The organism is Mycobacterium sp. Soil_C_30, from assembly GCF_057656995.1.
The window spans coordinates 36,645-58,110 of the sequence record NZ_JBDGJH010000029.1 but is presented as its reverse complement, the minus strand read 5'-3'; the positions used below and the strand labels follow the sequence as shown (position 1 = coordinate 58,110).

16 protein-coding genes are annotated in these 21,466 nt (G+C 67.5%); 5 read left to right on the top strand and 11 right to left on the bottom strand.

The annotated features are described in order from the left end of the window. Positions 1-13: 13 nt before the first annotated feature. Genes AC3A6P_RS33090 through AC3A6P_RS33070 form a run of 5 tightly spaced genes read right to left on the bottom strand, consistent with a single transcriptional unit; the run spans position 14 to position 6,033 of the window. A complete protein-coding gene (locus tag AC3A6P_RS33090; RefSeq protein ID WP_487696623.1) occupies positions 14-1,480 on the bottom strand; it encodes a sodium:solute symporter family protein in 1,467 nt (488 codons plus the stop codon). Between the two features lie 14 nt (positions 1,481-1,494). Then, positions 1,495-3,099 (bottom strand): thiamine pyrophosphate-binding protein, encoded by a 1,605-nt coding sequence (locus AC3A6P_RS33085; RefSeq protein ID WP_487696622.1) that lies wholly within the window; start codon positions 3,097-3,099, stop codon positions 1,495-1,497. Continuing rightward, a complete protein-coding gene (gene speB, locus AC3A6P_RS33080) occupies positions 3,092-4,051 on the bottom strand; it encodes an agmatinase (RefSeq protein WP_487696621.1) in 960 nt (319 codons plus the stop codon). The genes AC3A6P_RS33085 and speB overlap by 8 nt, the downstream gene beginning before the upstream one ends. Positions 4,052-4,063: 12 nt before the next feature. Next, on the bottom strand, positions 4,064-5,632 hold the full coding sequence (locus AC3A6P_RS33075; protein ID WP_487696620.1) for a purine-cytosine permease family protein: 1,569 nt from the start codon (positions 5,630-5,632) through the stop codon (positions 4,064-4,066). Further along, positions 5,629-6,033: a YybH family protein gene (locus tag AC3A6P_RS33070; RefSeq protein ID WP_487696619.1), complete on the bottom strand. Its 405-nt coding sequence runs from the start codon at positions 6,031-6,033 to the stop codon at positions 5,629-5,631. Before AC3A6P_RS33070 ends, AC3A6P_RS33075 begins: the two co-directional genes overlap by 4 nt. Before the next feature lie 243 nt (positions 6,034-6,276). On the opposite strand from AC3A6P_RS33070, the gene AC3A6P_RS33065 reads away from it, so the two are divergent. From AC3A6P_RS33065 to AC3A6P_RS33055, 3 genes are read left to right on the top strand one after another with little or no spacing between them, the layout of a single operon-like run. Continuing rightward, positions 6,277-7,239, top strand: a complete 963-nt coding sequence (locus AC3A6P_RS33065) for an Lrp/AsnC family transcriptional regulator (protein ID WP_487696618.1) — start codon at positions 6,277-6,279, stop codon at positions 7,237-7,239. Continuing rightward, on the top strand, positions 7,217-9,223 hold the full coding sequence (locus AC3A6P_RS33060; protein ID WP_487696617.1) for a TRAP transporter permease: 2,007 nt from the start codon (positions 7,217-7,219) through the stop codon (positions 9,221-9,223). The genes AC3A6P_RS33065 and AC3A6P_RS33060 overlap by 23 nt, the downstream gene beginning before the upstream one ends. Continuing rightward, positions 9,220-10,230, top strand: coding sequence for a TAXI family TRAP transporter solute-binding subunit (locus AC3A6P_RS33055; protein WP_487696616.1), 1,011 nt, complete (start codon positions 9,220-9,222; stop codon positions 10,228-10,230). The genes AC3A6P_RS33060 and AC3A6P_RS33055 overlap by 4 nt, the downstream gene beginning before the upstream one ends. A 20-nt stretch (positions 10,231-10,250) precedes the next feature. On the opposite strand, the gene AC3A6P_RS33050 is transcribed toward AC3A6P_RS33055, so the two are convergent. The 5 genes from AC3A6P_RS33050 to AC3A6P_RS33030 form a co-directional block, all read right to left on the bottom strand. Next, positions 10,251-12,200: an HNH endonuclease signature motif containing protein gene (locus AC3A6P_RS33050; RefSeq protein WP_487696615.1), complete on the bottom strand. Its 1,950-nt coding sequence runs from the start codon at positions 12,198-12,200 to the stop codon at positions 10,251-10,253. 208 nt (positions 12,201-12,408) lie between these two features. Further along, positions 12,409-14,214 (bottom strand): sulfatase-like hydrolase/transferase, encoded by a 1,806-nt coding sequence (locus AC3A6P_RS33045; protein ID WP_487696614.1) that lies wholly within the window; start codon positions 14,212-14,214, stop codon positions 12,409-12,411. A gap of 207 nt (positions 14,215-14,421) precedes the next feature. Continuing rightward, on the bottom strand, positions 14,422-16,791 hold the full coding sequence (locus AC3A6P_RS33040; protein WP_487696613.1) for a lysylphosphatidylglycerol synthase transmembrane domain-containing protein: 2,370 nt from the start codon (positions 16,789-16,791) through the stop codon (positions 14,422-14,424). A 59-nt stretch (positions 16,792-16,850) separates the two neighbouring features. After that, complete coding sequence (locus AC3A6P_RS33035; RefSeq protein WP_487696612.1) at positions 16,851-18,476, bottom strand: fatty acyl-AMP ligase; 1,626 nt, start codon at positions 18,474-18,476, stop codon at positions 16,851-16,853. Positions 18,477-18,507: 31 nt separating this feature from the next. Beyond that, positions 18,508-18,918: a DUF5994 family protein gene (locus tag AC3A6P_RS33030; RefSeq protein ID WP_487696611.1), complete on the bottom strand. Its 411-nt coding sequence runs from the start codon at positions 18,916-18,918 to the stop codon at positions 18,508-18,510. Between the two features lie 264 nt (positions 18,919-19,182). Between AC3A6P_RS33030 and AC3A6P_RS33025 the strand changes: the two genes are divergently transcribed. Continuing rightward, entirely contained in the window at positions 19,183-20,073 is an 891-nt protein-coding gene (locus tag AC3A6P_RS33025) for an SDR family NAD(P)-dependent oxidoreductase (RefSeq protein WP_487696610.1), read from the top strand. A 1-nt stretch (position 20,074) separates the two neighbouring features. Here AC3A6P_RS33025 and AC3A6P_RS33020 read toward each other — a convergent pair whose 3' ends face one another. After that, positions 20,075-20,923, bottom strand: a complete 849-nt coding sequence (locus tag AC3A6P_RS33020; protein ID WP_487696609.1) for an oxygenase MpaB family protein — start codon at positions 20,921-20,923, stop codon at positions 20,075-20,077. 158 nt (positions 20,924-21,081) lie between these two features. Here AC3A6P_RS33020 and AC3A6P_RS33015 point away from each other — a divergent pair, with 158 nt between their 5' ends. After that, the gene (locus AC3A6P_RS33015; protein WP_487696608.1) at positions 21,082-21,432 is read left to right on the top strand and encodes an L-rhamnose mutarotase; all 351 of its coding nucleotides are present in this window, start codon (positions 21,082-21,084) and stop codon (positions 21,430-21,432) included. The last annotated feature ends 34 nt before the right edge of the window (positions 21,433-21,466 follow it).

Below are 21,466 nucleotides of genomic sequence, written 5' to 3'. Positions count from 1 at the left end.
TGTGGCCAGCCGGCTACCGAGTGGCCGGCTGCGTGGCGTCGCGGCCCGCCAGCCGGTCTTCCCAGATCTGCAGTACCTGGGCATCGGTGCGGGGGCTGGTGAGACTGCCGACCACGTAGGCGATCAGGCTGGCGGCCAGGCCGTAGTAGATGGGCTCGTTGGCCAGCACATCACCCACCACCACCATGGTGGTCAGGGTGACGACCGTGCCCGCGGCCATCGACCACAGCGCGCCGGCGCCGGTAGCGCGTTTCCACAGGAACCCGCCGAGAATCGCCACCAGCAGACCGCCGACCAGGATGTCGTAGGCGATGGTCAGCGCTGCCACCACGTCGTTGAGCAGTGCCGCGATGACGATCACGGCGACGCCGAGCACCACGACGTACAGCCGGTCCGAATGCACGTCCCGTTCGGCGTCGGGGGATTCGTCGACGGTGCGGCCCACCAGCCGGGCCAGCAGTGGCTTGACGTCGGTGCGTGCGACGGTGGCGGTGGCGATCAGCGCGCCGGACGCGGTGGACATCATGGCGGCGACGGCCGCGGCCAGCACCAGACCGCTGATGCCGACCGGCAGGATGGTCTCGGCGATCTGGGCGTACACATCGTCGCTGACCTCGATGTCGGTCAGGAATGTCGACGCGGCTGCGCCGATCAGGGCACCGGCGACGCCGTAGAACAGGCAGTAGATGGCGGCGGCGGTGCCACCCCATTTCGCGACGGCCGGGGTGCGGGCGGTGAAGACGCGCTGCCAGATGTCCTGCCCGATCAGCATGCCGAAGCTGTAGACGATAAAGAACGTGATGATGGTCTGGGTGCCGATGGCACCGAAATCGAAGATGGAGTCGCTGGCGCGTTCCCGGATACCGTCCAGGCCGCCGGCTTCATTCCACGTGAACGGCAGCAGCAGGCAGAAGATGCCGATGGTCTTGAGGATGAACTGCACCATGTCGGTCAGCGTGATCGACCACATGCCACCGATCGACGAGTAGAGCATCACGACGGCCCCACCGATGATGACGGATACGGTCCGGTTGGTGCCGAACAGCACGTTGAACACCGTCGCATAGGCGATCGTCGAGGTCACCGACAGCATGAGCGTGTAGGCCACCATCACCAGCCCGGAGGCGGCGGTGGCATCCACCCCGTAGCGCAATCGCAGCATCTGGGCGACGGTGTAGACGCGCAGCCGCTGGATGGGCCCGGCGAAGAACAGGCTCAGCAGCAACAGGCCCACGGCGATGGCGACCACCAGCCACATGCCCGAGATGCCGTACTCGTAGCCCAGACCGACGCCGCCCACCGTCGACGCACCGCCGAGTACGACGGCCGCCATGGTGCCGGTGTACAGCGCGGGCCCGAGCCGGCGGCCGGCGACCAGGAAGTCGGCCGAGTCCTTGGTTCTGGTCTTGCCCCAGAAGCCGAACGCCAACATGGCGATCAGATAGACGACAATGATGGCGATGTCGATGGGCTTTCCCATGGGATCTCCTGTGGTCAGGTGGCTGCGAACATGCGCAGCGTTGTCGGTAGGACCACGAGGGCGGGTCCAGGGCGGGTGAACGTCTCGGCGATGGCATCGCCGACGGTATCCGGGGTGGAGACTGTAGCGGGAACGCCGAAACTGCTTGCGAGCGCGGCGAAATCGGGGCGTGCCAGTTCGGTGGCGGTGGCCTGGCCGAAGGCTTCGGTCATGTACTCCCGCAGGATGCCGTAGCCGCCGTCGTCGACGATCAGCCAGGTGACATCGGCGTTGTGTTGGCGGGCGGTGGCCAGTTCGGCGATCGAGTACATGGCGCCGCCATCGCCGGATACGGCGAATGTGCGTGTGCCCGAGCCGATTGCCGCCCCCAGAGCGGCGGGGTAGGCGAAGCCGAGCCCACCTGCACCCTGCGCGGAATGGAAGCCACCGTCGCGCGGGTCCCACGCCGACCACGCCCAGTAGCCGGCGATCGTCATGTCCCAGAAGGTGTGGACATGCGACGGTACGGCCGCACGAAGATCGCGCATCAGGTTCAGCTCGAGGTCGAGATCCTGCTCGGAAAGTCTGTGCTGCACCGATTTTCGAAGTTCTGAGGCGACGACGGCGCCGCGCCCGCCGTCTCGCGGGGTGACAGCCTTTCCGATGGCCTGCAGTGCGGCGGCTGCGTCGGCGTGAATGCCCAACCCCGGGTGGTTGGATTCCAGCACCCGCGACTCGGCGTCGATGTGGATGATCCGGCCCCGCGGCGCGAACGTGAAGTAGTTACTGGTGACCTCGCCGAAGGAGGTGCCCACCGCCAGCAGAACGTCGGCGTGTTCCAGCAGTTCGGTGGTGTGGCGGTCCTCGATCCAGGAGGCCGCCGACAGTGGGTGATCGAACGGCATCGCGCCCTTGCCGCCCACGGTGGAAATTACAGGTGCGTCAAGGGTTTCCGCCAACGACACAAGTGCCGGCGGTCCGCCAGGGGAACGACGTACCCCGCCGCCGGCCAGGATGACGGGGCGCGCGGCGCTGTTCAGCAGCGCCGCCGCTTCGTCGACGAGCTCGGTGCGCGCCGGGCGCTCGGCGATGTGTGTCACCACCGACGTCACCGGCGGCACGTGGGTGGCTTCCAGCAGTACGTCCTGCGGGATCTCCACCCATGTCGGTCCGGCCGGCGCGGACTGCGCGAGCGCCCACGCGTCGGCCAGCAGGCTGGGGATCTGCGCGGCCTCGCGCACCACCGCCGTGCTCTTGGTGACGTTGAGCGCGCTGCGCTGCTGGTCGTCGAGTTGGTGCAGCATGCCTTTGCGCTGCCCGAGCCCGGCACGTGGGACCTGGCTGGTGATCACCAGCAGTGGCACGCCGGTGGCGTAGGCCTCCTGCACTGCGCCCAGTGCTGTCAGCGCGCCCGGGCCGGTGGACAGGAACAGCACACCCACCTCGCCGGTGGCCCGGGTGTAGCCGTCGGCTTCGAACGCGGAGTTGTTCTCCACCCGCGAGCTCACGAACTTCAGGCGGCTGCGCCGGATCGCGTCGAACAGTCCGAGCGCATGCTGACCCGGAATGCCGAACACATGCGAAACCCCGAGAGCAGCAAGTGTTTCCACAACAACGTCGCCACCGTTGCGCTCAGCCACCGGAGTTCTCCTCGTGGCGTAACGCCAGCAGCGACACCAGGTCGTAGGCGACGTGGGACGCGGCCACACCGGTGAGTTGGGCGTGATCGTAGGCGGGGGAGACCTCCACGACGTCGGCTCCGATGACATTCAGCCCGCGGAACCCGCGCAGTATCTCCAGCAGCTCACGGCTGGTGATGCCGCCGGCTTCGGGGGTGCCGGTGCCGGGGGCGTGGGCGGGATCGAGGACATCGATGTCGATGGACAGGTAGACCGGCCGGTTGCCCAGCCGCTGGCGCAGCTTGTCGACCACCTCCCGGACACCTTGGTAGTACACGTCGGACGAGGTGACGATGCCGAAGCCGAACCGGCGGTCGTCCTCGAGGTCCTTCTTCCCGTACAACGGACCCCGGATTCCCACGTGGCTCAGCGCCTCGGTGTCGAGGATGCCTTCCTCGACGGCGCGGCGGAACGGGGTGCCGTGGGTGTATTCGGCGCCGAAATAGGTGTCCCAGGTGTCGAGGTGGGCGTCGAAGTGCACGAGCGCGACGGGGCCGTGCCGGTGGGCGGCCGCGCGCAACAGCGGCAGCGCGATGGTGTGATCGCCACCGATCGTCACCAGGCTGGCGCCACCTGCGGTCAGTTCGAGTGCGGCGGCCTCGACCGTCTCGATGGCCTCGTGGATGTTGAACGGATTCGCCGCGATATCGCCGGCGTCGGCCACCTGTGCGATGTCGAACGGCGACACGTCCAGTGCGGGGTTGTAGGGCCGGATGAGCCGCGACGATTCCCGGACGTGGCTGGGGCCGAAGCGCGCGCCGGGACGGTAGGACACCCCCGAGTCGAACGGCACCCCGGCGATCACGACGTCAGCAGAGGGCACCTGATCCAGCCGAGGCAGACGGGCGAACGAGGCGATACCGGCGAAGCGCGGGTTCTTCGAGGCGTCGACGGGACCGATGGGGCTGTTCATGAACCAATCTTTCTACGCAGGAACGGAATCAGGTTTGTCGATGGAAGTGATGGGGTGGTTGGCGGGAGCGCCGGTGGGTACCACCCGCGGACCGTCGGGGCCGAAGGCGTCGCGCGGTTCGGGGAAAGCGAACAGCAGCGCCGGGTACAGGACGGCGGCAATGCCCAAGCCCACCGGGATGCTGAGATCGATTCCGGCTGCCAGGTTTCCGAACGGGCCGACGAACTGACCCGGCAGGTTGACAAAGCAGATGCTCATGGCCGCGGCGGCCAGCCACGCGCCGAGGCCACGCCAGTTCCAGCCGTGGCGAAACCAGTACCGACCGCCTCGCTGACGGCGGTTGAACACCTGCAGTGCGTCGGAGTCGTACCATCCGCGGCGGACGAACCAGCCGATCATCATGACCACCATCCACGGTGCGGTGCAGGTGACGATCAGGACGGCGAACGTCGAGATGCTTTGCACCACATTGAAAGCGAAGCGACCCACGAAGATGAACCCGATCGCCAGCACCCCGATGAACACCGTTGCCTGGACCCGACTGAAACGGGGGAAGACACTGGAGAAGTCCAGACCGGTGCCATAGAGCGCGGTGGTACCGGTGGACATGCCGCCGATGAGGGCGATGAGGCAGACCGGAATGAAGTACCACCCCGGGGACACTGCGAGCAGACCGCCGATGTAATTGCCCTCGTCGAGGTATTCGGTGGCGTTGGTGGCCACGACGGTGGCGGTGACCAACCCGAACAGGAAGGGGACCAGCGTCGCGATCTGGGCCAGGAACGCCGCCGTCATCGACTTCCAGGCCGGGGTTTCGCGGGGGATATAGCGGGCCCAGTCGCCCAGGAAGGCGCCGAACGACACGGGGTTGGACATCACGATCAGCGCCGCGCCGACAAACGACGGCCAGTACAGCGCGTTGGTGTCGGGATCGGCATCAGGCCCGAAAATGCCGGCGTAGCCGGGATCGAATGTGTCTGCAAAGGCGAAGATGCCGAGGACGAACAGCAGGGTGGCGGCGATGACGGCCACCTTGTTCACCAGCAGCATGAATCGGAAGCCGTAGATGCAGACCGTCAACACCAGCAGCGCGAAGATCCCGTAGGCCACGGCCACCGCAAGATCGTTCTGGGCGCCGCTCTCGTCTGAACCGATGGCTCGGGTCGCTCCGCCCACCAGCACATCGCCGGAGGTCCATACCGAGATCGAGAAGAACGCGACGGCGGTGAGCAGGGACAGGAACGAGCCGATGACGCGGCCGTGCACACCGAGGTGCGCTGAGGAAGACACCGCGTTGTTGGTGCCGTTGCGGGGCCCGAAAAGCGCCATCGGGGCGAGGATCAGTGCGCCGAGCACCAGGCCGGCCAGCGTCGCCAGCAGCGCATCGCGGAAGGACAGCCCGAAGATGATGGGGAAGCTGCCGAGTACCACGGTGGCGATCGTGTTGGCACCGCCGAACGTCAACCGGAACAGATCGAGCGGCCCTGCGGTGCGTTCGGCGTCGGGAATGGGCTCGACGCCGTGGGTCTCGACCTGGGTCACCTTGGGCGGTGTTCCCTCGGGTGGGATTGTCGCGTTCACGCTGTTGTCTTTCCTGCCGGCGCGGGGCTCAGGTGTTCGTGCACGGCCAGTAGGCGGTCGCCGTCGCGGATGTAGACGATCGTCTCGCGCTCGCGGGTGGCGCTGTGCTGTCCGTCGATCGAGGTGACGGTCTCGACGGTGTGGGTGAGCACGGCGGTGTCCCCGAGAAGCTGGACCAGGCGGTCGCTGCTGACGCACGACTCAACCCGCCAACCGCTGTCCAGCCAGGACGCCCACAGCGCTTCGTAGCTGGCCCGGTCGTCGAGGCGGGCGTCCTCGGGGTGGAACACGAACGTCGCGGCGGGAGAGAAACCGGCGAAGTAGGCCGAGGTGTCGGTGGCGGCGAACGCCGCGACCAGCGACTCGGTAGCTGTGAGCACCTGCTCGGTGGTCAGGGCCATCTTGTTCCGATCAGTCAGAAGATCTGGGTGATGAACATCGGGGTGATGTGGTGCGGGTCACTGTAAAGCCGCGTTGGACGTGTCGCAAGCAGTTCGATCGTTACGCGGGTGTTTCTGATCAGGATCTGACGGCATTAGGTAGATGATGCGTACAACGATGCTCCAGAGGGGGTATCTAGCGCGCGATATGGTGTTGACGGCCGTCGCAAAAATCTTCGGGCGAGTTTGGGTGGGAGGGCGGATATGGACGAAATCGACGAGGCGATCGTGGCTCTGCTCGAGGTGGACGGCCGCCTCACCAACGGCGAGATCGCCCGCGCCGTGGGATTGTCCCGGTCGGCAGCGGCGGCTCGGGTGCAACGGCTGATCGCGAGCGGGCAGGTGATCATCCGTGGGGCGGTTCATCCGGCAGTTCTCGGCCGTGGCGCCCTGGCGCACGTGGGCCTGGCGCTGAACGGGCCTGCCGCGGCCGTCGCGCAGCTCATCAGCCAGCGGCCCGACGTGCCGTTTCTGTCCTTGACCAGCGGTCCGCACGGTATCGTCGCCGAACTCAGAGCGGCGTCGCTTCGCGACATCGACTGCAGCATCAACGAACTGCGCGCACTGGACGGCGTTGTCGGTGTCGACACCCTGACTTACGTCGAGGTGGTCCGCGACGTGATCGGACCGGTAGGTGACGTGCGCACCGAGATCGACGACGTGGACCGGGTTCTGCTGCGGGCATTGCAGGACGACGGCCGCGCTTCCTTCGTCGACCTGGCTGCGGTGGTGGGTTTGTCGGCCGCGGGTGCGCGCCGGCGCGTGTTGAGGTTGATGGACTCGCAGGTGGTACGCGTCGGCGCGGTGGTACGGCACTCGGGCCGGGACCGGCAGAGCGCCATGGGCCTCGGGGTGCGTCTGGCCGGTGACCATGATGATGTGGTGGCCGCCATCGCGGCCATGCCGTCGGCCATCTTCGTCGCCCGCACGTTGGGTCGTTACGACATCCTGGTCACGGTCCGAGCCTTCTCCAACACCCAACTCGTCGAGGCGCTGGACGCGGTGCGCGCTCTGCCCGGCGTCCTCGCCGTCGACAGCTGGGCTCACCTGGAAGTGGTGAAGGAAAGCTACGCCGCCGGATTCGAGGGACCGGAACTCGGGAATTCGCCACGCGCCGGCGCTGGGCGGCTTAACGTTTCGTTCGATGCAGAGGGCAGCTCCGAGTGAGCCACGCAGCGCCGATCAGCCGGCCCTGCCGCAGGTTGATGACCAGGAGCGCCCGGGGCGCGAACTCGGGGGCAGGGTCGACGGATTCGTCGCGATCGTCGCCTTCGCAGTTGCGGTGCTCACCATCTGGCAGGTGTTCCGCCCGCTGGCGCAGGGCAGCCAGTTCTATCTGATCGTCTTCCTGGCCGGCACGCTACCGCTGATCTTCCTGGTGTACCGGTCCGGTTGGCGGCGCCTGGATCCGGCCGACCGGCCGGGTGCCGTCGACTGGCTGCTGGCGGCGGTCACACTGGTGGTCTGCCTGTATCCGGTGCTGCCGATGACGATCGGTTCCGGCGGTGGCGGCTACAACGCCTTCCTGGACCGCCAGGGGCTGCTCGAGCCGACCGACGTGGTGATGGGCGCTCTGCTGCTGGTGCTGATCCTCGAAGCCTGTCGGCGTACGACGGGGTGGGCGTTGCCCGTCGTCGCGGGTGCGTTCCTGGCGTACGGGTATTACGGCGGGCTGCTTCCGCAGAGCTGGACCATCGCCCACGTGGGTCTGGATTTCGACCAGATCGTCGATGCCCTGTACAACTCAGGCAGTGGGTTCTTCGGCACGCCGCTGGACGTCGCCGCCACCTACATCGTGTTGTTCACCATCTACGGCGCGGTGCTCGAACTGTCAGGCGGCGCAAGGTTCTTCGTCGCGCTGTCGGTGGCGGCCTTCCGCAGGTCCCGCAGCGCAGCGGGCCGCACCACCGTGGCCTCCGGCTTCCTGCTCGGCACCGTGTCGGGTTCGGGCACCGCAACAGCCGTCACCGTGGGCGCGGTCACCTGGCCGATCATGCGGCAGTCGGGATACACCCCGGAACGGGCCGGCGGTGTCCTGGCTGCCGCCGGTGTGGGCGCACTGCTGTCGCCGCCAACGTTGGGCGCGGCGGCCTTCATCGTCGCGGAGTATCTGGAGGTTTCGTACCTGGTGGTGCTCGGCTGGGCCACCATTCCGACCATCCTCTACTACCTGGGCATCCTGCTCGCGGTCGAGATCGATGCCCGCCGTTTCGGTATGCGCAATACCGAGATCGAGGCAGAGTCCGCGTGGAAGCTGCTGGCCAGGTTCGGTTATCACTTCTCCTCGTTGATCGCCATCGTGGTGCTGCTGGCCGTCGGAGTCTCGGCAACCCGCGCCGTCGTGTACGCCACCGCACTGGCTTTTGTGCTGTCCTTCCTCGACCGTCGCGGCAGACTGACACCGCGGCGGCTGTTCGTGGCGCTCAGCTCAGGAGTGCGGGGGGTGCTGCCCGTGGTCGCGGTGTGTGCGGCGGCCGGTGTCATCACCGCGATGACCACGAAAACTGGCCTGGGCGCGCAATTCTCGTCGCTTTTGGTGGGCGGTGTCAGTGCGCTCACCGACAACCGGACGCTCATGCTGGGGTTGACGGCGGTGTTCGCCGCGATCGCGCTGGCGTTGCTGGGGCTGGCCGTTCCGGTGACGGCGTCGTTCGTCATCGGCTGGGTGATCATCGGGCCCGCGTTGCTGGCTCTCGACGTGCCTGCCCCGGCTGCGGCCATGTTCGTCTTCTACTACTCGGTGTTGTCCGAGGTGACTCCGCCGACTGCCCTTGCAGCCGTGGGTGCTTCCGCGGTCACCGGTGGTCGGGCGTTCCCGACGATGTGGCAGGCGTTGCGGTACGCCGCGCCCGCGTTCCTGGTTCCCATCGCCTTCGTGCTGACCGATCCGGGTGAATACCTGCTGGGCCGGGGGCCAATCCTCGGCGTGGTGTGGGCGCTGGCCGCCGCCTGTGTGGGCATCGTGGCGTTGTCCTTCGCCGCCGGCGGCTGGGTGCTCGGCGTCGGGTCGGCAGGGGTGATTCCGCGCATCCTGGCCGCTGCGGCGGCTCTTCTGCTGCTGTTTCTGCAGCCGGTCACCATCGTGGCCGGTCTGGCGTGCCTGCTGATCGCGGTCGCGCTCACTTTCATCGACCGAAGGAGATCGACGTGAGAAGTGCTGCAACAGTTTTCGCGCTGCTGGCGCTGGCCGGTGCGGCCGTCACCGGCTGCGGTGGTCGCCAGGACGCCCCGACGGCCGACTCCGGGGGCGAGGTCACCTGCGAGGTCAGCGGCGACACCAGGGTCAGCATCGCAACCGGTAATGCCACCGGCGTGTACTTCTCACTGGGCAACGCGTTCGCCGAGCAGGTCTCGGACGCCACCGCGGGCAAGGTGAAAGCCACCGCCGCTGAGACCGGAGCGTCGGTGCAGAACATCCAGCAGCTGGTCAGCGGCACCTATCAGGTGGCGTTCTCGCTGGCCGACACCGCTGCCGACGCGGTGGAGGGTAAAGGTAGCTTCGACGGCAAAGAGCAACCGGTGCAGGCGCTTTCCCGCATCTACCCCAACTACACGCAGGTGATCGTGCGCAACGACGCCGGCATCTCGACCATCGCGGACATGCGCGGCAAGCGGGTGTCGACGGGGTCGCCCGGCTCCGGCACCGAGGTGATCGCGAACCGTCTGCTGGAGGCGGCCGGCTTGAATCCCAGCGCCGACGTCTCCGCCCAGCGGCTGGATCTCACCAAGACCGTCGACGGTATGAAGGACGGTTCGATCGATGCCCTGTTCTGGTCGGGCGGTCTGCCCACCCCGGGTATCACCGACCTGTTCACCTCGGCGCGCAATGACGTCACGTTCCTCGACATCACGCCGGAGCTGCCCAAGATGCAGGAAATCAGCCAGGTGTACGAGGAAGGGGTGATCCCGGCTGCGACCTATGGGCTGCCCGCTGACGCCAAGACCATCGTGGTGCCGAACCTGCTGTTGGTCCGCGACGACCTGGACGCCAACGTGGCGTGCGTGCTGACCAAAACGCTGTTCGAGCGTCAACCGCAGCTCGCCGAGGTGGTGGGTGCGGCCAAGGGAATCGAGCTCGACAACGCGCGCAACACCGATCCCGTCCCGCTGAACCGGGGTGCCGAGGCCGCACTCGATCAGCTCGGCGGGGCCTCCTAGTTTCTGCCTCGCTTCTCCAATCAGAAGGGCGGTGGGTCGTTGGGGTCGGCGTTTTGGGTGTGGTCTTCGAAGAAGAGGCGGTAGCCCCAGTTGTCTTTGGGGGTGGCCGCGCGGTGGGTGGGGGTGCCGGCGCTGGCGCGGTGGGCAGCGTTGAGTGCGCGCTCTGCGGCGATGCGGTAGGCGCGGTCTTTAGCCTTGGTGCGTTTTCGTTTCGGCATCTTCACCGACTTGTCGGCGGCCGCCTCTTGTCTCGGACTGCCCCGCTGCACCGGCGCCGAGGTGGTGTTCACGCCCGGGAACAGGATGCGACTCAGCGGGATGCTGGTGTAGGTGTGGCCGGTGGGGGTGGTGAAGAGGACGGTGCCGTTGGGCTTTTGGACTTCCGACCAGCCGTTGCGGAAGGTTTTGATCAGGTGGTGATGGCGGCAGTGGCCCTTGAGGTTGGAGGCATGCGTGGGCCCGCCCTCGCCCCAGGGGATGGTGTGGTCGAGGTCGGCGTCGCGAATGGGTCGGTCGCAGCCCGGAACCCGGCAGGTCAGGTCACGGGCTTGCACGAATTCGCGGTCCGCGGCGCGGATGCGGTAGCTCTCGGTCGGGTCGACCGCCGGGGCCTTGATGTGCCGGACCTCGGCGCCGGCGGCGATCAGGGCCGCGATCAACGCATTCGGCACCACCCCATAGCCGGGGATGAACCCCGGCACCGTGCCCGTCTTGGGAGCTGTTGGGGCGGATATGGTTTCGGCAGCCTCTGGCGCTATCGCAGCAGCGGGCTCACCAGCCTCGGCGACCGGCGCGCCTGCGTGTGTGGTTTCGCCGGCGGTAGCAGCGTCGCTGTCTGCGTCCGCGCTCGCCGCCTCTGACCCGGACTCCTCGCCCGCCGGCAGCTCGGCTTCTCGGTCGGCAGGAGCCGGGCAGTGCCGCGGAGCCGACGGCCGCGGCTCCTGGTCCGCCTCGGACTGCGCCGGTTGCCCGTTCGGTGTCGCGGGATCGTCGCCGGCGCTGGGCTCCGCTGCGTCTGCCTGCTCGGGCTGGCGGGCCGCAGGCTTCGTGTCCTTGGTGGGGTATGTGATGGTGACGTTCGTAGGCCCGGTGGGGAACACCCCGTCGCCATGGATCAACGGATCGGGTTGGCTTTCGAGCAGGGCGCCCTCGGCGTAGATGTGCACCACGAACCGCGAGGCCACCCCGTCGTCGGCGGCCGCGGGGCAGATCTCGGAGCCGCACAGGCATTTCAGGTGATCGGCGTCAGCGCCCAAGGCCTCGGCGGCGTCGGCGAGCCGCTGATCCAGCGTGCGGGGATCATTGGGGCACACCGCTTTGGCCATGGTGCGCAGTTTGCCCATCAGCAGGGCGCCACCCGGTTTGGTCAACCGCATCGTGAGGGTGGTGATGCCGGCCTTGTCATCGGTGTGCTCCACGGTGACCCCACGCCCGCGCACCGTGTTACGCACCCGCCGCACCGCATCCGGGTCGAAGCGTTCGACCCAGACATCGATGGCGTTTTTCAGTTTGTAGTACGACAGCCCGCTCCACCCGCACAGCGTGGCCGCCTCGACACACGCGGCGTCGATGGCGGCCAGCGCCTCGTCATCGACCACCAAGAACGTGCGTTCCACCACGGTGGACATCACCCGCAACGAAATCTCCCCTCGGTGAAACAGGGCGGCGAGCTGGGGGAAGCGGTCTCGCATCGCGGCGCCGATCTGCAGTTCGCGATAGGCCCAGCGCGGAGAGATCCCGAAGGCCAGCCCGATCTGGGCCACCACGTCGTCTTCGTCATCGACGGCACCCAGGCAGGTGTCCTCGTCGGCATCAGCGAGCCACCGCGCGGCCCACTCCGCCAACAACGCCAACCGCTGCGCTTCCCCGGCGGCGACGAACCGGCCCCAGCCCACCGCGGCATCGACGAGCGGGGCGGCATCACTGCCACCTCGCAACTCGTCGATCATCGTCGGCAACTGGGGGAACATGCCCCGACCATACCGACCGGGTCCGACAAAAACGGGCGCGGCGGAAACGGTCAGAACACAAGCAGCGGAACTACTTTCACGTCGCTGAAAAGTCGCTCCCAGGCGGGCACGCCCGCACTACAACCCCGCGACCACCGCCCAGCTCCCCTCAGCATCACCGAATCCACAACTACCTCCGAGTCGCTGAAAAGTCGCTCAAAGGCGGGCACTAGGTGAATCGCTCCCACAGTTGACGCAACAGACTCTTGGCCTCGGGTGCCTGCCGAGCCGCGTACGGCCACGGTTGATTGCGTTCCGGCACCGACGCCGCGCGGGACTGCTTCAGCCGGGTGCGCAGGTACGTGCGTAGCTCGAGCAGGCCGGGATCGGTCCAGCGGTTCACACTCTCGATCGGGTCGGCGGTGAGGTCGTAGAGTTCCCACTGATCGTCGAGCGGATCGGTGCGGTAGGCCGGCCCGCCCATACCGGTGGCGGCCAGGTGCCGTACGCCCGGTTCGGTCCAGGTGGCGGGGTCGTCGAAACACCGCACCAGTTTCCACAGGTGTCCGGCGGCCCCGGGTGCCGCGGCATCGTCGACGCGTACCACCAGGCCCTCGAAGTTCGCGGCGACGTGCGCAGGCAGCTTGATACGCAGTGGCGCAGGCGGATTGGAGGTGATGCCGAGCTGGCGCGCACTCGCGGAAGCGCCGGTGTCGCCCTCGAGGACGTTATCCCGGGTCATGAGGTAGATCGCGCGGTCCTCGTCGGCTGCAGCGCCGTGCACCACCGGCATCAGATCGCGACCAGGAAGGGGATGGACCTCGGAGAATGATTCGGCCAACTCCGACGCCACCGCACCAACGTCCACGCCGGCCGCGGCCAACAACGTCGGCACCAGGTCCACGTGTGATGTCGGCGCTGACACGGTGCGCGGTTGCGTCGCCTGCTCGCCGATCCGCGCGATGACGAATGGCACGCGGGTGGCCTCGTCGTAGAGGTTGAACCACTTCTGGTGGAGGCCACCGTGCGCCCCCAGCAGGTCGCCGTGGTCGGAAGTACGCACCAGCACGGCATTTTCGGACCCGCCCTCGGTGACGGCGCGGCGCACCCGGTCAAGTGGACCGTCGACTTCGGCGTGCAGGCGGTAGTAGAGATCCCGGTAGCGCTGCGCCTGCTTCCGGTAGGTCCGGCTGATTGCGGCAGCAGGGCCGTATCCGGAGTAGTAGGACTCACGGAAGGCGATCTGCGCTGCGGGTTTGGTCGACAGATCTTCGTTCGCGGTGGGTGGTGCCGGAACCGGGGGCGGATCAAGCGGTGAAGCCACCACCGGGCTGCGTCGCGTCCACGCCGGAAACAGCACGATGTCGTGGGGATTGACGAAACTGGCCACCAGCAGGAAGGGGCGCAGGGCGGGTTCGTCGCCCGCGCGTCTGCGCTCGTAACGGTCGTTCAGCCACGCGACGATGCGGTCGGCGAACAGGCCGTCGCGACGAAACCCGCTGTTGGACAGGGCAGCGCCATGCGGCTCGGGTCCCACCCAGCCGGAGAACCCGTACGGCGCCAGTGGGTCGGCATCGAGGTAGCGCTGTACGGCGGCGGGGTCGATCACGCCGGCGTCGTCGTTGGTGGCCAGCGGCCGGCCGGTGTCGGGATCGGTGAGATCGGCGTGGGAGATGTGCCACTTTCCGTCGTAGTGGGTGTCGTATCCGGCTGCGCGGAACCAGTTCCCAAGGGTTGGTACTTCACCGGCGCGCAGCCAGCGCAGCCGCGAGTCGTCGTAACGCTTGCCGATGCCGTCGGTCTGGGTGACACCGTGGAGGTCGGGGTACTGCCCGGTGAAGATGGTCGGACGACTCGGCACACACGCCAACGATCCGGTGTAGTGCCGGGTGAACGAAACGCCGTGGTCGTCGAACCACTTTCGTCCCGTCAGCACGCGGTCGCGCCAGGACCGCACCTCGTCGGATTCGTAGGGTGGGATGGCGCGTTCCTCATCGGTCATGATGATCACGATGTCGGGACGGTCAGGCGACATAGGTGTCCTTCCACTGTGCTGCGAGCCCGGCGAAAAGCTTGCCGGACTGTTGGGCCGAGACGGTGGTGGTGAGCGTCACCGTGGTCAAATCCGAGGCATGCGCTCGACAGTGGTTGCCCATCCGCTGAGCGCTCCGAAATCGGCGAGCACGTCCCAGATCGCTTGTCGGCTGGCAGCTGGTGCGGCCGCGGCTGATGTGCGCCACTGTCAGATCATCTCGTTCTTGCCCAGCCAGCGCATGACCTGCCAACCGACGATCACCGGCAGCCAGCAGGTGAGCACCCGGTAGAGCAGTACCGACGGAACGGCCACGGCGGCGGGCACACCGAACGCGGCCAGGCCGCCGATCAGAGCGGCTTCCACCGCGCCCACTCCGCCCGGTGTCGGGGCCGCCGAGGCCAGTGTTCCGCCCACCATCGTGACCACCGTGACGGTCACGAAGGTGGCGTCACCGCCGAACGCCTCGACGCTGGCCCACAGTGCCAACGCCTGCCCGAGTGTGGTTGTGGCACAACCCAGCACGATCACCGCCAGCCTTTTGGGCTCGCGGGCCAGGTCTTTGAGGTCTTTGAGCACCTCGTTGAGCCGCGGCCGGACGGCGTCCTTGAGCCAGCGGCGCAGTTTCGGCACGAACATGAACACCCCGACCAGCCCGAGTGCCGCACCCGCGATCAGGTACAGCACGGTGGCGTCGGGGACGAATTTCGCCAGGTCGGCCGGTACGGCCGCGGCGAGGCTGAACGCGATGAGCAGCGCGATGTGCGTCATCACCTGAACCGACTGCTGCAGTGCCACCGCGGTGGTGGCGCGCAACGCACCCAAACCGCCCTTCTGCAGGAACCTCGTCGACAGCGCGAGGCCGCCGACGCCGGCGGGGGTGGTGGTAGCGGCGAAGGTGTTGGCTACCTGCATCAAGGTGAGCTTCCAGAAACTCACCAATCCCGCCGCGGACGCCCACAACGCCGCTGCCGCACCGGTGTAGCGCAGCGACGAGATCGCCAGGCCGGCCACTGCCCACCACCAGTTGGCGTTGCTCAGCTCGTCGAAGAAGGCCGGCACGGTACTGATGAACGGATAGGCGACGTAGACGAGTGCGACCAGCAGGACCAGCTGGATCAGCTGATTGCGGGTGAACCGGGTGATGGTCTCTTTCTTGATCTGGTCGGCGCCGGTCTGGCGCATCACCTCGTCACGGGCGTCGGCCATCACCGCCTTGTCGTCGGGAATCTCCTTGAGCAGCCGCGAGGGCATCGCAGCCTTGGTCAGCCGGCGTGAGGCGGTGAGCACCGCGTCGGAGTCGAAGGCCGCGATCGCGGCGGCCACAGCGGGCTGAGCACCGTAGAGATGCGTGGTGGTCACCAGCAACTGCGCGATGTCGGCTTGCAGGTGCACATCGGATGCCCCGAACTCGGCGCTGTCGAAGCCGCCGAAGAGGGTGGCGCCCTCGTCGACGGTCAGCTCCTTGGTCCGCAGATCGCCGTGGGCGATCACGTGGTCGTGCAGCTGCCGCAGGGAGGCCCACGCGCTGGCCGCGGTGTCGCGGCTGGTGCATTCTTCGATGGGCACGCCGCGCGCCGGCGTGTGGGCATACAGTGTCCAGCCCCGGTTGAGGTCGGCAACGGCGATCGTGGTGGTGTTGGCCACGCCGATGTCGTCGATGGCAATGCCCATCAGGGCCCGGTGTTCGACCGCGCGCCGCTGGGAAGCGTGCAAGGGGGCGATCTCCCGTTTGCGCAGGCGCGCCCATCGCCAGAATTGGCGCAACGCGCCCCCACTTCGCTGATTGGGGCCGTACAACTCGACGACGGCGGGTTCGTCGGGCCCGAAGGCCGAGATCACCAAGGGTCCCGCCCCGGCCGGACGCACCACCGTCAGCCCCGTCACCGCGAGACCGCGGCGGGCCAGGGCGCGCACCGCGCCGTCGAGGGGCACCTCCAGTGCGGGGGTTCCCACCACCAGCACCGTGAACGCCCCGACGAACCAGCCGACCGACAGCCCGAGCAACGACCGGGCGGGCACCACGGCGCTGACCACCAGGTGGATGGGGACGAACGCCAGCAGCAGCCCCCACCACCAGCGCCGCCACCGCGCGGGCAGCCACGGCCCGGAGACGGTCAGCACCGCGGCCAGCATCGCGATCCAGCGCGGGTCGTCGAGGAACTGAGACAGCAGGGTGTCCAGCCGGTCGGAGAGGTCGAAGTGCCATCGTGGTGCGGCGATGCCGTTGCCGGTGATCGACAGCGACAGCACGGCCACCACCCCGGCGGCTGCGTACGCGCCGAGCAGTTTCCATTGCCTGCCGACGATCAGCCCGATCAGGATGGCGAACGGCAGCGCCAGGATGGCCACGCCATAACCCAGGTAGACCAGGTTCGACTGGGTGGGGGTGAGCACGCCGACGATCTCGGAGATGGACCGTTCCAGCTGTTCCCATTCGTTGCGGGTGATCAGCGAGCTGGTCACCACGAAGATCAGGAATGCGGTGGCGAAACCGAGCCGGATGATGTCATTGGTGCGTCGGGTCAGTGGCTGCAGCAAGCTGCCCGAAACGGCGATCTCCCGCCCGTCAACTCGCATAGTGCCGGAATTCTTTCAGATCCCCCGAGGCTGGCCTAGCAGGCGACGTCGGCGGGCCGTCAGGCAACCAGCGAGCGGGCCTCGGTTCGCCGAAGCTTTCCCGACGGGGTTTTGGGGATCATGCCGGGGCTGAGGACGACGACGTTTCGCGGGCGCACGTTGGTCTCGAGGAAGACCTCGTGGGCCACCTGATGCTGGATGGCGCGGACCCGCTGGGGGTCGTCGTGGGACTTCGACTCGACCACCACTGCGAAGCTCTCCCGCTGATCGGACTCCAGCCGCACAGCCACAGCGCAGCCGGGCCGTACGCCCGATACCCGCGCTGCAGCGCGCTCGATGTCGGTGGGGAAGACGTTGCGCCCGCCCATGATGATGATGTCCTTCACCCGCCCGCACACCACCAGCTGGCCGTCCTCGGTGAGGTAGCCGAGGTCTCCGGTGTCGAACCAGCCCTGCGAGTCCTGGGTGGCCATCGCGCCCGCCACCGTCCGGTAGCCACGCGTGACGGAGTCCCCGCGCACCTGGATCACGCCGACTCCGCGGATCGGCAGCGTTGCGGCATCTTCGTCGACGATGCGCGCCTGCAGTCCCGGCAGCGGCGGCCCCAGGCGCGCCAGCCGCCGCATGTGGCCTTTGGTGTGCGGCACAGCGCGGCCGAGTGCCGCCAGGATGTCGGCATCGACCTCGTCGACCTGCAGTCCGCCACCGCACGCCGAGAACGACACCGCGACGGTGGTCTCCGCCATGCCGTAGGCGGGCAGGATCGCTTCGGCCCGCAGTCCGAACGGAGCGCCCGCGGCGCACAGCGATTCGACGTCCGCGGGTTCCACCTGCTCGGCTCCCGACAACGCCCACCGCAGCGAAGACAGATCCAGCGAAGCCGGGTCCGCGTGACGCAGCCGCTTGGCCAGCAGCGCATAGGCGAAGTTGGGTGCCGCGGTCATGGTGCCGCGGTACTTGTCGATCAGCCTGGCCCACAACAGGATATCGGTCAGGAAGTCCATCGGCATGATCTTCACCAGCTCGGCCCCGAAAAGCATGGGCACCACCAGGAATCCCGTCATCCCCATGTCATGGAACAACGGCAGCCAGCTCACGATCACGTCGGTGCCCAGGTCGTATTCCGCTCCGGCGAACATGGCTTCGGCGTTGGCGAACAGGTTTCGGTGTGTGATGGTCACCGCCTTGGGCGGGCCTGTCGAGCCGGATGTCAACTGCAGCAAGGCCACATCGTCCTCGTCCGACGGCAATGGCTCCGCAGCAGAAGAATTCAAGAGGTGCTCGACGGTGAGAGTGCGCAGACCGAGTGCCTCGAGGATGGGCACCGCCGCCAGGAACGGCTCGGACACGACCACCACGTCGGCCTCGATCAGCTTGATGACGCCGGCAGTCTCCTCGGCCCATCGCTGCAGATCGGTGCGCGGCGTGGGTTGGTGCAGCATGGTGAGGCTGGCTGCGCGCATCCAAATGCCTTGTGCAACAGGGGCAATGTCCGCAGGTGCCCCAGCCAGGACGGCAACGGCGGCGCCGCGGCTCACACCGGCGCCGCTCAGGCCACCGGCTACGCGGCATGCCCGGTCGTGAACTTCGCGCCAGGTGCGCCGAACGGGTGCACCCGGTTCACCGGTCACCATTCCGCGTTCGTCGGTCGCATTGCTGGACATGGTGTCGGTGAATCGGCTCATGAGCTCTTTCCTGAATGGAGAAGTGGTGCGATCACGGATGCAACGTGATATCGGGATGAGGTCGCAGGAGCCGCCTGACCATCGCAACGGTCATCGGTTGGGTTGAGTTCGCGACCGCAGTCAGGACGCACCTGGCGGTGGCCTCGGGTTCTGCTGCCGGTACGACGAACAGCACGGCGTCGCGGGAATGGGTGCCGAGCAGCAGCACGGTGTCGCTGGCCCGCAAACGGTACGGATCGACGGCCACCGAAGTGTCGCCGCGGATGATGCGCGCGGGTGCGGGCGGCCACATTCGGTGGTCGTACACGACGCGACGGACCGGCCCGATCCACGAACCCACAACGGAAACCAGGTCCGGTAACGCGGTGCTCAGATCCTGTGCCGCCGGCCACCAAGCGCCGTCGACACCACCGGATCCGGTTGCCCGGTCACAGATGGCCAACCGCGGAAGGTCCGTAATACTGTGAGCGATACGCACGCTCCTGCCGGCTAAGTAGCCCTTCGCGAACGGCACCACCTACGGTGGTGCACGACGAACCCGCGACCGACTCAGCGTAACAGCCGCGCTGCGGCGCTGAGTGTTACCGCCGAGCTCGGCGATTCGATTGTTTATTGACAGTTCAAAAGTCGTCATCTGCAACGTTTTTGCGTGCTCTGGGGCGTTTCTCCGGGTGTGGGGCGAGTCGCGGACGCTAGTGTGGGCACCGTGTCAGCACACTGGTCGCCGAGCCGCCTCGGCAACTTGGCAGGCAAGCGCATCATCGTCACCGGTGCCACCAACGGAGTGGGTCTGGCCACGGCCCGCGCGCTGGTGAACGCGGGTGCGCACGTGATCCTGGCGGTGCGCAACACCACGCTGGGCGCCCAGCGGGCCACCGAGATCGGCGGCTCCACCGAGGTGCTCCACCTGGATCTGGCCGATCTGTCGTCGGTTCGGGCGTTTCCGGACGCGCTCGCCGGGGATATCGACATCCTGATCAACAACGCGGGCGGGCTCACGCAGCACCGCCGCGACACCGCCGACGGTTTCGAGACGACGATCGCCACCAATCTGCTCGGTCCGTTCGCGTTGACGAATCTGCTGTTGCCGCGAATTTGCTCGCAGATCATCACGGTGGGCTCAGAGGCTCACAAGCGCGCGACGCTGCGCTTGGAGGACATGCACCTGCGCACGGCGAAGTGGACGGTGATGGGGGCTTATTCGCGGTCGAAGCTGGCGACGATGCTGTGGGGGCTGGAACTCGACCGGCGGCTGCGCGTGGCGGGCTCGCCGGTCACCAGTCAGCTCACCGACCCGGGCTGGGTGTCGTCGAACATCTCCAATGTCGCCGACAGCGGGCCCATGGCGCTGGTGCACCGAGGCGTCAAAGCGGTGGGGGACCGGTTGGCCAATGACATCGATCAGGGTGCGGCGCCGACGCTGTACTGCATCAGTGAGCCGATTCCCCCCGGCAGCTATGTCGGCGTCGACGGCATCATGGGCCTGCGGGGCGGACCGGTCCTGATCGGGCGGTCCGCTGTGGCGTGCGACTACGAGCTGGCCGCCCGTGTGGTGGCCTTTGCTGAAAAGGAAACGGGCACAAGCATTCCGGTGTGATTCAGCGTGGGCCCATCGCCCAGCGGATACCGCCGACCAGTACCTGGCCGGACCATCGCACCGTGGTCGCTTCGGTGAGCGGCAGATACGGGAGCCGCAGCGGAAACCGGGCCCACGACGGCAGCATGGCCACTGCCGCTGCCGACAGCGCGGCGTAGGGCCCGCGGGCCACCAGAGGCAGCGGCGGGGTCAACAGCAGGAACCGGGCCGCATCGCGTGCCTCGGCGGTGCCGCGCAGCTCGGGCCGGAACTGCTGAATGCGTTGTGCCAGTTCAGCTTCGGTGCGCGGTGGATCCGCGACGCCCAGTGCGGTGGCTATCCGGGCGGTGTCGGCGACGTACCCGTCGCGGCCAGCCTGGTCCAAAGGTGTTGCGCCGTAACGCTGGAACGCCGTCAGGAAGCTGTCGATCTCGGCGATGTGCACCCACTCCAACAGATGCGGGTCCGAGGCTTCATAGGGCGTGCCGTCAGAGGCGGCGCCATGGACGCGGCGGTGGATGCCGCGGACCTTGTCCACGGCGCGCTGGGCATCGACCGCGGTGCCGTAGGTGGTGACCGCCAGGAAGGTGCTGGTGCGTTGAAGCCGACCCCACGGATCGCCGCGGTAATCGGAATGCTGGGCGACGCCGGCCATCGCCAGGGGATGCAACGACTGCAGCAGCAGCGCGCGCAAGCCGCCGACGAACATCGACGCGTCGCCGTGGACCCGGCGGATGGGCCGGTCCTCGGCGAACCAGCGTGGGCCCGGCGTCTGGTGGATGCGGGCGCGGTTGGAGGGGCCGTCGGGGCCGGCAACCAGGCCGAACAGGCCCCGCCCCAGGCTCTCGCGCACACCGTCGAGGCTGACCATGTAGTCGACGGTACGCGCGGTCGGCCGTCGGTGCGGTGGGCCCCACCGTCGATCTGCACCGCCCGACCAGGGATCTTGACGAACCACAGCGAGCGTTCTACTGTGACCGTACTCACGGGATTGAAACGTTTCAATCTTCAGACAGCGAAGGGGCTGGGATGCCGGAGACGTCGACGACGCCGGACACCGCGATTCAGCGGGTCTGTTTTCTCCTCCAGTTGAAACCCGACCGTGTGCAGGACTACCTGCACGCCCACGAAGAGGTGTGGCCGGAGATGCTCGACGCACTCCGTGCGGCCGGCTGGCGCAACTACTCGCTGTTCGTCCGGCCTGACGACGGCCTGGTGGTCGGGTACCTCGAGACGCCGGACTTCGAGGCCGCGCAGCGGGCCATGGCCGCCACCGACGTCAACTCCAAGTGGCAGGCCGGTATGAGCCAGTACTTCCAGGACAGTGCCCACCCTGATGAGGCCATGCGCCCGCTACAGCACTACTTCCATCTCGCCTGAACCGACACCTGATCCCCACCGCCTACTGAGACCA